The organism is Arcticibacter eurypsychrophilus (genome assembly GCF_001730525.1).
GTDB classification, from domain to species: Bacteria; Bacteroidota; Bacteroidia; order Sphingobacteriales; family Sphingobacteriaceae; genus Arcticibacter; species Arcticibacter eurypsychrophilus.
This window is the reverse complement of sequence record NZ_MDFN01000012.1, coordinates 124888-136794: the sequence shown is the minus strand read 5'-3', so window position 1 is coordinate 136794 and position 11907 is coordinate 124888. Positions and strand designations below refer to the sequence as shown.

12 protein-coding genes are annotated in these 11907 nt (G+C 38.0%); 7 read left to right on the top strand and 5 right to left on the bottom strand.

Going from position 1 to position 11907, the window contains the following annotated elements:
• Window positions 1–404 precede the first annotated feature (404 nt).
• Together BFL47_RS08545 and BFL47_RS19595 are read right to left on the bottom strand one after the other, a co-directional pair.
• Window positions 405–1691: a DUF4861 family protein gene (locus BFL47_RS08545; protein ID WP_245681329.1), complete on the bottom strand. Its 1287-nt coding sequence runs from the start codon at window positions 1689–1691 to the stop codon at window positions 405–407.
• A gap of 882 nt (window positions 1692–2573) precedes the next feature.
• Window positions 2574–2765: a hypothetical protein gene (locus tag BFL47_RS19595; protein WP_139125793.1), complete on the bottom strand. Its 192-nt coding sequence runs from the start codon at window positions 2763–2765 to the stop codon at window positions 2574–2576.
• 132 nt (window positions 2766–2897) lie between these two features.
• Here BFL47_RS19595 and BFL47_RS08540 point away from each other — a divergent pair, with 132 nt between their 5' ends.
• From BFL47_RS08540 to BFL47_RS08515, 6 genes are all read left to right on the top strand, one after another.
• Window positions 2898–3785 carry an outer membrane protein assembly factor BamD gene (locus tag BFL47_RS08540; protein ID WP_069659371.1) on the top strand — a complete coding sequence of 296 codons (888 nt, stop codon included), beginning with the start codon at window positions 2898–2900 and terminating at the stop codon, window positions 3783–3785.
• A 6-nt stretch (window positions 3786–3791) separates the two neighbouring features.
• Window positions 3792–4124: a DNA-directed RNA polymerase subunit omega gene (locus BFL47_RS08535; RefSeq protein ID WP_016197149.1), complete on the top strand. Its 333-nt coding sequence runs from the start codon at window positions 3792–3794 to the stop codon at window positions 4122–4124.
• Between the two features lie 58 nt (window positions 4125–4182).
• On the top strand, window positions 4183–5379 hold the full coding sequence (gene coaBC, locus BFL47_RS08530) for a bifunctional phosphopantothenoylcysteine decarboxylase/phosphopantothenate--cysteine ligase CoaBC (RefSeq protein WP_069659370.1): 1197 nt from the start codon (window positions 4183–4185) through the stop codon (window positions 5377–5379).
• Window positions 5379–6281 carry a type IX secretion system protein PorD gene (gene porD / locus BFL47_RS08525; RefSeq protein ID WP_069659369.1) on the top strand — a complete coding sequence of 301 codons (903 nt, stop codon included), beginning with the start codon at window positions 5379–5381 and terminating at the stop codon, window positions 6279–6281. Before coaBC ends, porD begins: the two co-directional genes overlap by 1 nt.
• Window positions 6282–6343: 62 nt before the next feature.
• The gene (gene recN, locus BFL47_RS08520; protein ID WP_069659368.1) at window positions 6344–8011 is read left to right on the top strand and encodes a DNA repair protein RecN; all 1668 of its coding nucleotides are present in this window, start codon (window positions 6344–6346) and stop codon (window positions 8009–8011) included.
• Window positions 8012–8099: 88 nt separating this feature from the next.
• Window positions 8100–8912, top strand: a complete 813-nt coding sequence (locus BFL47_RS08515; RefSeq protein WP_069659367.1) for an enoyl-ACP reductase FabI — start codon at window positions 8100–8102, stop codon at window positions 8910–8912.
• A 61-nt stretch (window positions 8913–8973) separates the two neighbouring features.
• Here BFL47_RS08515 and BFL47_RS08510 read toward each other — a convergent pair whose 3' ends face one another.
• The 3 genes from BFL47_RS08510 to BFL47_RS08500 form a co-directional block, all read right to left on the bottom strand.
• Window positions 8974–9360, bottom strand: a complete 387-nt coding sequence (locus tag BFL47_RS08510) for a hypothetical protein (RefSeq protein ID WP_139125792.1) — start codon at window positions 9358–9360, stop codon at window positions 8974–8976.
• Window positions 9361–9446: 86 nt separating this feature from the next.
• The gene (locus tag BFL47_RS08505) at window positions 9447–9935 is read right to left on the bottom strand and encodes a hypothetical protein (protein ID WP_069659365.1); all 489 of its coding nucleotides are present in this window, start codon (window positions 9933–9935) and stop codon (window positions 9447–9449) included.
• Between the two features lie 17 nt (window positions 9936–9952).
• Window positions 9953–10654, bottom strand: a complete 702-nt coding sequence (locus tag BFL47_RS08500) for an SDR family NAD(P)-dependent oxidoreductase (RefSeq protein WP_069659364.1) — start codon at window positions 10652–10654, stop codon at window positions 9953–9955.
• Between the two features lie 128 nt (window positions 10655–10782).
• Between BFL47_RS08500 and BFL47_RS08495 the strand changes: the two genes are divergently transcribed.
• Window positions 10783–11748, top strand: coding sequence for an NAD-dependent epimerase/dehydratase family protein (locus tag BFL47_RS08495; RefSeq protein WP_069659363.1), 966 nt, complete (start codon window positions 10783–10785; stop codon window positions 11746–11748).
• Window positions 11749–11907: the final 159 nt, after the last annotated feature.

Below are 11907 nucleotides of genomic sequence, written 5' to 3'. Positions count from 1 at the left end.
GCATTCTATCCCAGTCCTGCAAGTTTTTCGCGGTTATTTGAACAGAATGAACAGGCTCAAATCACACAGAACCTGCAGGGACGCTTATCCGACAGCCTGTTAAGGCCGAAAAATAAAGTAAATTATTTGTTAATTTAAAATACTGAAAATGTAAATTCCGCATAAAATAGCTCCTCTTGATACGAAATATCAGGAAACAGTGCTGGTCTTAATATGATAGACCGGAATTAGATCACCAATAAAAACTATCGTTGTATAGCGCAAGGCTATTGATAAACTAATTTAAAAAGTAAAAAAAAGCGTCACATGATAAGTTTAACCAATAAGAACACACCATTCATACAATAAACAAAGAGAACTCCTTTCATCGGAATCTTCCTTTTTGCCGTATTTTAATAAATACCTTATTTAATCACTAAAGCCGCATTGAACGAAGCAGCTTCATCTGAAAGATACTTTTTAAATGAGTCTAAAGTTTTAAAACGACTATCACTACGCTCCCAGGCAGAATAAAACCGATAGGTTGTAGCCGCCTTTAAATGAATTGGCATTTGCAAGGTGTAGGTATTAAGAATATCAGATCCAGCATTAGGAGTTTGAGCAGTACCCAAAAAATTAGTCTTAGACACCATCAAAGCCATACCTAAGTGATCTTTATTTTCCGACTGTGTATCAAAAGTATAGAGTGCTCGGGTATTTCCATAACTTAGTAAGGCGGACTTCTTGCTTTTAAGATTAACAATGCCACTTACCAGTTCTGCCCCTTTGGGTGCATTCTTAACAGTTACCTGGCTCTGGTAAAAGTACTGTCCACCCCAAATACTGATCTGCTCGGTTAAAGAAGCTAATTTGCCATCTCCCAATACATTCCATTCCGGATAAGACAATGCAAACACTGCCCTTATTGGTCCGTCAACAATCATCTTATAAACCATCTTGCCCATATTCTGACCTCCAAGTCGTACCAGAGTATCAGCTTTACCAGCTACAGGAACCTTCAATGCAAGCGAACCTGCTCCCAGGGACTTGCCTACTGCCAGAATATCCATCCCCCATTTATCTAAATGATGATAAATAACTTTGGGGTCTACTCCTACCGTATCCATCATCATCTCTGAAGTCGTTTTCCCCCAGATATCTTTTATATTACGTACATCCATATAGATACGGAATCCAACCTTATCATTTTCCCAAGCCGGACCTTCAGTTAAACGCGAAGGAAGAGCCTGTTTAGTAAAGTCAGTATTGGGCTGACCGGCTTGAACGCTATCTGCGTAAACAAGAAGACCAAAACTATCATTCGCATTTTTTATCCTTTGCCTTACATGCGCTTTTATAATAGGTTTAATTTGAATATCCGATTTAGAGATGGGAAGCACAACCCGCTCCTGGGCCTTAAAGGAATATAGAAAAGCCGCCTCATCCCAATTACCGTCGTCATTCAGGTCATCGAACTGAATAAATAATGGAGATCCTTTCGCTGACCGAATACTGATGCGCTCTTCTCCGGAAAGTATCCCTACCTTCTTTTCAATAAATGTTCTTTTCAATATAACAAGCTCATTATCTCTATTGATCTTTGATGGATTTTTGATGGTAATGACTTTATTTTGAGCCGATGCAGAGTAGGAAGTGATCATGATACTGCATACCAAAAGCAGGCTCATTCTTATTTTAGATTCAGAATTCATATAAAATAGTATTTACTAAAATCACAATTAATCGCAAAATATGTATGTAAGCTGAAATATACATTATTTTAGATAAAAGGCAATTCTGATAAATTATTAGTTGTGCTGAATGATGACTTGCCATAAGGCGTGCGTGATTCTGCAAGTTCCATGGCTTTTGCAATTTGATCATTGTTGCCATCCTTCGGTTTTAGTTAAGGCTGCATATCGTTTTCCAACTAACGATGGGTCGGCACCTGCACCTGTTGCCTCAACAATAAAAAATGTGTCAGTATTGAATGCCATGGACGGAAAGGTCGACACCCGCACCTATTGCTTTAACAAAAAGCCAACTATGACTATTTGATCCAAAGAGTGGCTCAGGGAAAAAACCTCATTTCTACAGTCTGATGTTTCAAATCTCACATCAATACTACCGGTGTCTATTTTCATTTGCCTTTGTGTTTATCAAATTTAGTTAATAGAAATGGCTTACTGATGGGGCTAACCATGTATCCATTCCTCAATTATCACTTCCATTCTTTAGTAGTAGCGCCGACCAATCTGTTTCTGAATCTTAACGAACTTAAAATAGAATTGACCTCAGATCTGCTAAAAAATATCATCCTGATCCATTTGCGACCAACTTTGGTGGGTATTCAATACTAATTTGACTATAATTTAAAGCATATTCAAAGCAATAAGAATCCGGCAAAAGTCCGACTTAAACTAGCTTACATTGGACTTATACCGGATTCATACCAGTATCTTTTTGGAACCTTTAATATACGGATAGCAACATGCTTCCTGCGGTAACAGGAACAGAAGCCCCATACACAGCAAAAATGTTTGCGGCTCCGCTATCCTTTTATTTAGCGGTAACATGAACAAAGCCTTTTCCGTTCAACACCAACCTTTACTGGCATCAGATTGATAGGGCTTACCGTCAGAATAGGTACTAAGAAGCGTTTGAATGGCTGATTGTCCGTACCCAGATAAAACGACAAGGGAGAGTAATTTTCTCAATACCATACAGAAAACATCTCTAATTGCATCAACACCATTTTTCTTATAGCGCTCTTTGCTTTTCTTCAACAATTTAAAGCTTGGCGAACATTCCTTTTTTGTTAAGTTTTGTTAAAATGCCCTGACTGAAAATAAATAAACATACCTTCGATTTTAATTAATTGAATTGTCTATTATTTTGATTTAATGTATCTTTGCAGGATGTTTAAAAACAGGCGTTTATTAACGTGGAGCTTATTGTTGATTTTAGCCGTTGTTGCTGGTTGTAAAAGCAAATTTGAAAAGTTAGTTCAAAGCAACGATACGGGTAAAAAGTATCAGGAAGCGATTCGACTTTATAATAAGAAGGATTATAGCAAGGCCTTACTTTTGTTCGATGGGTTAAACCAGAAATACAAAGGTCGTGGTGAAGCAGAAGATCTTGCTTACTATTTTGCCTATACCAATTATCGTTTAAGAGATTATACGACCGCACGTTATCAGTTTAAAGTTTTTGCAGATACATATCCAAATAGCGCCCGTTCTGAGGAATGCAGGTTCATGTCGGCTTATTGCTATTACCTGGATTCACCTAGTTTTAGTCTCGATCAACAAAACACCCTTCATGCCATTGAGTCTCTTCAACTATTCATCAATCTTTATCCAAAGAGTGACCGGGTGGTAGAAGCGAGTGGACTTATTGCAGATTTGCGTGATAAACTAGAGCGCAAAGCGATGGCCAATGCACGTTTATATCTGGATATAGGAGATTATAAATCTGCTGTAATGGCTTTTGACAATGCATTGCGCGATTTTCCGGATACTAAATATGCGGAAGAAATGGAGTCCCTGGCTATTGAGGCTCAATACTTGTATGCACAAAACAGCTTGGAGATTCGTCAGGAAGAACGTTTTACTTTGGCAATGACTATGGCAGATCGGTTTATAGAAGATTATCCAAAGAGTAAGTTTTTGAAAGATGCTCAGGATACAAAAAAGCATGCTGAACAAGGACTTGTTCAGGTTCAGAAACTAATGGCAGCTTCTCGGCCAGTGGTAAAAGAAGAGGTTAAAAAAGAAGAAGAAAAAGTCACTACGCAAAATAAATAAGTTAAGATGAGTAATACAGTAAAAAGCACAGTTGCACCAAGCACTATCACAAGAGATTTACGCCAGTTAGATACAACTACAGGAAATGTTTACGAATCTTTAGTTGTAATTGCAAAGCGAGCAAATCAAATTTCAAATAATATTAAGGAAGAATTATCAGGTAAGTTATCTGAATTTGCGTCATCTAATGATAACCTGGAAGAGATATTTGAAAACAGAGAACAAATTGAGATTTCGAAACATTACGAGCGCATGCCTAAGCCTACGCTTATCGCTATTGATGAATTTTTAAACGACAAGGTATATTTCCGTAACCCTGCTAAAGAACAACAGGTATAGTCCTTTAAGAATTAGTATGTTTAGATTTTAATGATCTGAACTGTTTACTTAATGGGATATGCTTGAAGGAAAAAAAATATTACTAGGCGTCTGTGGCAGTATAGCCAGTTACAAATCTGCTACTTTAACTCGTTTATTGGTTAAAGCTGGTGCAGACGTCAAGGTAATTATGACTACAGATGCGACGCATTTTATTACCCCGCTTACGCTTGCGACGCTATCTAAAAATCCGGTTTATAGTACTTATTTTAAATCGGATAACGGCGAATGGAATAATCATGTTGAACTGGCCTTGTGGGCTGACCTGATTTTAGTAGCGCCTGCTACTGCAAATACATTGGCTAAATTCGCCAGCGGCATTTGCGATAATTTACTTTCGGCTATTTACTTATCTGCAACCTGTAAGGTTTTTTTTGCTCCGGCAATGGATCTGGACATGTGGTTACACCCTGCTGTAAAGCATAATGTGGCAATGATGAAATCGTATGGAAACATAGAAATTAAACCTGCTTATGGCGAACTGGCTAGTGGACTGGTAGGTGAAGGACGAATGGCCGAACCTGAAGATATCATTGCATTTCTACATGATACTTACAGCGCTGACTTACCTTTAAATGGCAAAAAGGCTATTGTTACTGCAGGTCCTACCTACGAAGCTATTGATCCGGTACGCTTTCTGGGGAATCACTCTTCGGGAAAAATGGGGATCGCTATCGCAGAAGAGCTTGCACGAAAGGGAGCAGCTGTCACACTGATCTGCGGACCTTCATCTCAAATTGTATCCAACAATCAAATCAAACGCATTGACGTCGTTTCTGCTGATGATATGCATCAGGCTATACAAAAATTGTTTCCGGAAAGCGACATTATGGTTATGAATGCTGCTGTTGCTGATTATAAGCCCCTGGTTGTTGCACAGGAAAAGATTAAGAAAGATGAGAGTCATTTTTCTATAGACCTTGTAAAGACCACTGATATCCTGTCTTCTCTTGGGAAGATTAAAAGGGACAATCAGATTCTTGTTGGCTTTGCATTGGAGACTTTCAAGGAAGAAGAACATGCTTTATTGAAACTTAGAAAGAAAAACCTTGACTTTATTGTTCTGAATTCGCTTCGGGATACTGGGGCTGGATTTCAGGGAGATACGAATAAGATTACGATAATCGATAAGCATTTAAATAAACAAGTGTTTCCTTTAAAATCAAAAGAAGAGGTTGCTAAAGATGTTTGTCTGAAAATAATTGAGTTGAGCTAATGAAAAAATTGGTACTACTTTTATTCTTGTGTTTCCATGTTGCATTCTATTCGCAGGCACAAGATCTAAATGCCAGGGTTCAGGTATTGTCTCCTCAGGTTCAGAATACTAATAAACGGGCATTGAAGGTTCTGGAAGCGGCTATACGTGATTTCCTGAATGGCAAGGAATGGTCGCAGGACCAATTGAAGCCACAGGAAAGAATAGATTGCAGCTTCTTGATCAATATTACGGAATGGGACGGCTCCTCGAACTTTAGAGCAGAGTTACAGGTTCAATCCAGTAGACCTGTTTATGGTGCAACCTATCAATCCACCTTATTAAATTTTAGTGATAAAGATTTTAACTTCAGTTATATTGAAGGACAACCTTTAGATTTTTCTGATCAGCAATACATCAGTAACCTATCAGCGCTGCTGGCTTATTACTCCTATATTATAGTGGGTCTGGATCATGACACATTTTCGATGTATGGAGGAAGTCCTTATTATACAAAGGCGCAAACCATTGTAAATTATTCACAAAATGCACCCAATATAGGATGGAAGGCTTTTGAGGGGTTACGCAATCGGTATTGGTTTATAGAAAACCTAACAAACGCGGCTTATCAGCCGATACGAAATTTCATGTATGGATACCACAGAAATGGTCTGGATATAATGTCAGAGAATCCTGAAAAAGGAAGGAAGGTCATTCTTTCACTTCTTCCGGAGTTGCTTAAAATTGACAAGCAACGTCAGGGAGCCATGCTGAATCAGATTCTTTTTACTGCAAAAGCGGATGAGCTGGTTCAACTTTTAAATGGTGCCTCTCCACAGGAAAAGAAACGTGCACTATCTATTTTAAGTGTCGTTGATCCCTCCAACATTCGGAAGTATGATTTGTTAAAGAGTAATCAATAGTGCTATTGTATATTTGATGTACTTTTAAAAAAATAGCTATAAGCTTTAGTCCATATACCATTATGCTAAGTCGTTTAATAATCCGCAATTATGCTCTTATTGAAAATCTTGATATTGCATTTTCAGGGAAACTAAATATTGTTACTGGAGAAACAGGAGCTGGGAAATCCATCATTCTTGGTGCATTATCGCTTATACTGGGACAACGTATAGAAGGAAAATACTTTTTTAATCAACAGAAGAAGTGTGTAATTGAGGGGCACTTCAATATATCAGACTACCAGCTAGGCTCTTTCTTTGACGACAAGGATCTGGACTATGAAAAGGAAACGGTGTTGAGAAGAGAAATTTCTTCAGATGGTAAGTCTCGCGCTTTCGTGAATGACACACCGGTAAACTTAACGGTGTTGCGGGAGCTGGGTGAGTTGCTGATTGATATTCATTCGCAGCACGCTACAATGGAGATCAATAATGAGAAATTTCAGTTGCTGGTAGTGGATTCTATTGCTTCTAATGAATTGCTTTTAAAAAGCTATCAGGATAATTACCGAAAATTCAAGGCGGTTAATCATGAATTAAAGACACTTGTAGATAGTACTGCACAGGCTAAGACGGATGCGGATTACTATCTTTTTCAATTTAATGAGTTGGAAGAAGCATCCTTGAATGCATCGGAAGAACAGGAACTATTGGAGCAGGAACTGGATGCACTGAGTCATGCTGAGGAAATTAAAAAGAGTCTGATCAATGTAGGTCTTGCCCTCTCGGATGAAGAGCATGCAGCTGTTGTGCTTTTAAAGGAGGCGCTACTTGAGTTGCAGCATACACAAAAGTATCTTCCTGAAATGGAAGTACTGAGTGAACGTTTGAATAGTGCGTTGATAGAGGTAAGGGATATTGCTGCAGAAGTAGAATTGATTGAACAGGGCACCTTAATTGATGTGCCTAGGACTGACGTACTCAGTGAACGTCTCAGTATCATTTACAACTTACAAAAGAAACATCACGTGAGCTCTGTTGAGGAGCTTATTGATGTGAGAGAAAGTTTTTCAGATAAACTTAACTCGGTATCGCATGCAGATGAAGAAATCGAGCGGCTTAAAAAGGAAAGCGAGATACTTAAAGCGGAGCTGATCGTTTTGTCGGATACATTATCGGCTAGTCGTAACGAAATTATACCTACCATAGAGCTGCGTTTGCAAGAGATGCTAAATGAAATTGGGATGCCTAATGCGCACTTAAAAATTGATAATCAGCTCCTGGATGAGCTGTCACTAGGCAGTAGCGGAAGGAATAAGATTCAGTTTCTGTTCTCTGCAAATAAGGGTCAGGATCTTGCTCCAATGAATAAAGTGGCGTCGGGTGGTGAACTTTCACGCCTAATGCTAAGCATAAAATCGCTCATGTCGCACCATATTGCACTGCCTACAATTATTTTTGATGAAATTGATACCGGTATTTCTGGCGAGATAGCTTTGAAAGTTGGCTCTATTATGGAGCGCCTATCAGAAGGAATGCAGGTGATTACAATTACTCATCTTCCACAGATTGCAAGTAAGGGCGATGCACATTATTATGTGTATAAAGATGAGAAACAGGATATTACGCATACCAACATTGCCTTATTAACGAAAGAGGAGCGGATAACTGAGATAGCGAAAATGCTAAGTGGTGAGCCTCCGGGTACGTTTGCACTACAGCATGCTAAAGAATTATTAGATGTGAAATGAGATTTAACAAACTGAGAAATAAAATGATATCAATAGATTTCATTTTAACTGATTAGATTCCTTACTTTAGACCCCAAATTGGTTAATAATGGCTTATAATTTACTAAAAGGCAAAAAGGGTATTATATTCGGAGCACTTGATGAGAAATCAATCGCCTGGAAAACTGCTCTCCGCTGTGTTGAAGAAGGCGCCGAAATTGTGCTTACTAACGCTCCTATCGCGATGCGGTTAGGTGAAATTAATAGACTTGCTGAACTATGCAATGCTCCTGTTATTCCGGCTGATGTTACCAGCATGGAAGATTTGGAAAATTTGTTCAGTAAGACACTTGAACACTTTGGCGGTGGTGTAGATTTTATTCTGCATTCTGTTGGGATGAGTATGAATCTTCGTAAAGGGAATCCTTATACAGATACCAATTACGATTTAATGCATAAAAGTTTAGATATCTCTGCAATGAGCTTACATCGTGTATTGCAAACTGCCATGAAAATGGATGCAATTAATGAATGGGGTTCTGTAGTGGCTTTGTCTTACATTGCAGCTCAACGTGTATTTCCGGACTATAATGATATGGCTGATGCTAAATCAATGTTGGAAAGCATTACGCGTAACTTCGGTTACCAATATGCGGTTAAGAAGCATGTTCGTGTAAATACGATTTCTCAATCCCCTACCCGTACAACTGCAGGTTCAGGAGTGAAAGGATTTGAAGGATTTATTAAGTTTGCTGAGAAACAATCTCCGCTTGGGAATGCTTCGGCTGACCAGTGTGCAGATTATACGGTTACTTTATTTTCTGACCTTACTAAAATGGTTACGATGCAAAACTTATTTCATGATGGAGGATTTTCCTTTACTGGAATTAGCCATGCGGTTATTGATCAGATGGAAATGTAAGTTTTCTTTACATAAAAAGCGGCGAAAGTTTATTCTTCCGCCGCTTTTTTGTTTTATTGTATTAATAGTTTGAATCGATCAGAACGATTTTGACGGTCATAGATTTAGGCCTTTCTATTATTAAATCTTCAGCGCCTTGTACCTCTATTTTAAGGCTTCCGGCTGTTGCAACGTAACTGTATGCTATGCCATTGTAAACCTGCGGAATCTGCTCGTAGTTTCTGTTATCTAAGCTTCTATAAACGAGGATTGCACCTTCTTCATTATTATAATCATCATATTCAGGAAGGTCTATGGGGACTTCATAAGTATAGCCTTTATCATAAGTTACCCAATCTCCGGAGCTTATATCAACAATGATAGTCCGGTTAGGCACCACATATTCGGTTTGTTCGCATGCCGACATCATCAGCATAAGAGGCATAATTAGGATTAGTAAATATTTCATAATCTCGTGTGTTTCTACTATAGACGAGATGAAATACAAATGGTTGCATGCTTTCTATAAAGAAATTGAATGTAACTTCTTTTTTACTATTTGAAGTTCTTAAAATCTGCTCTATTATAGGTTCCCGGCATGGCATGGTCACCTACTTCAAACTCAAAGGTTACTTCTTTTATGGTAGGGATCTCCGTTAAGGAATAGGTTGCTTCTGCCATATAGGTTTCTGCGCCGGCTGTCCCAATATTTTGAGTAAGTTGTAAAGCATCTTTTATTCGCGTAATAACGGTATCGCCTTTCGCACTCACAAACTCCATTTGAATATCAGGGTATTTTTTATTTAATGCCTTGATAATTTCTTCCTGCCCTACTCCTGTCATATCGCTGACATGATGTTTTAACACTAATTCATGCGTCTGTTCATTGTATATCGTATTCCATGGCAAGGAATCAAGTATAGGTTTATCTACTGGCTTACTGGCAATAGAATCATGTGTTTCTGCAAAGGGCGGTTTCTTATCGCTGGTACAGGAATAAATAAATGTCACAAAAATAACAAATGACCATGCGTAAATTTTCATAAGAAATCTTTTATTGATTATGGAGTAGTAACAGCAACCGGAATTACTTTACCATTGAAAAATTTATGACCTGTAAGTGCAAAATCAGCAATATACTTACCCATTTCAAATGCCATAACAGGAGACTTATAATTTGGAAATGCTTCTTCAAGCATTTCTGTCTGCGCAGACCCTAAGGCTAGGCAGTTAAAATGAATATTGCGCTCGGTATATTCTACTGCCAGACACTCTGTAAGTGCGTGGAGAGCAGCTTTGCTTGCTGAATAGGCAGCAAGCCCTGGAAATTTAACACTTCCCATATAGCCTCCCATGCTACCTATATTGACAACATGAGCATTATCATTCATCAAGGGAAGCATATTCTGGATCATTTTAACATGTCCTAAAAGATTCGCCTGAAGCATGGCTGCAAAATCTATATGAGTAATCTCTGCAAATGGTTTATTAATCAATTGTCCTGCATTATTTATCAGGACATCAATAGACCCCGTTTTTTCCTTCACATAGGTTTGTAATGATCCATAGTCATCGTGCACAATGTCAAAAGTTGCGGGAAAAAGCTTGCAGTCCGGATTTAATCCCATTGCAATATCGTACAGTTTCTTTAGTTTATCTTCCGACCTGGCTAACGCTATAACCTCATGATCATTACTTTGAATCAATTCAAGCACAGCTTCAAATCCCACTCCACTGCTTACTCCTGTAATTAAGATCTTCATTCGTTAGTTGTTATAAAAGAATACAAAATTAAGAAAAAGATTCTTTATCCATAAAAAACACCAACTTAGAGTTAAGATTCAATTGCAGAGAATAATTGAAAAATGTAGATTTGCAGATTATATAAATCATGGAACATATTCTTGTAACTGGTGGTGCTGGTTTTATTGGGAGCAACCTGATTGCTTCATTATTACAAAGTAAAAAATACAAAATAACCTGTATCGATAATTTTGATGACTTTTATTCTATTGAACAAAAAGAATGGAATATAAAGCCTTTTCTTCCTAATCCTGATTTTTCCTTTATTCAGGGAGACATTAGAAATGCGGAAGATTTAAATCTTGCCAAAGAGGTAGATATTATTATCCACCTGGCAGCAAAGGCAGGTGTAAGACCAAGCATACAGAATCCATCACTATACTTGGATGTTAATATCAACGGAACGCAGGTATTACTTGAATATGCACATGCAAACGACATAAAGCGTTTTATTTTCGCTTCTTCCAGCAGCGTGTATGGCGTTAACGAACATTCGCCATGGATCGAGGAAGATACTTTATGTCCAATTAGTCCATACGCTTCTTCTAAGATTGCGGGTGAAATGCTAGGACATGTTTACAGTCACTTATATGGTATTCGTTTTTTAGCTCTCCGTTTCTTTACAGTATATGGCCCAGGACAGCGTCCCGACCTTGCTATTCATAAATTTTTTAAGTCTATTTCAGAAGAAAATGCGATCCCTGTTTATGGTGATGGCACAACCAGTCGCGATTATACTTTTGTAAATGATGCAGTAAAAGGAATTGTGGCAGCTTTAGACTATGACAGATCAAATTTTGAAATTATAAACATCGGGAATCATAATACCATTACCCTTAGAAAATTAATTACTGCAATTGAAGAAATTTGTGGTAAGACAGCTATTATTGATCGCTATTTAGAGCAGCCTGGAGATGTATCTACAACCTTTGCAGACATTTCTAAAGCACAGGAATATTTGAACTATGATCCCTCTACCTCACTTGAGGAAGGACTTTTATCTTTTTATAATTGGTTTAAAGGGTTTTACGCTGTAAAAGGTCTGAGACATTGAGAAGCAATTAAAGATCACCCTAATCATTTGGGTTTAACTCAATAGATTATTTAAAGAACAAAAGGAAAGAGGGTAATCATGTCTTATGAATACCCTCTTTCCTTTTGTTTTATTCGTTCCTTTTCGTATTATTGGTTAGGCATCAATTCCTTGAGAATT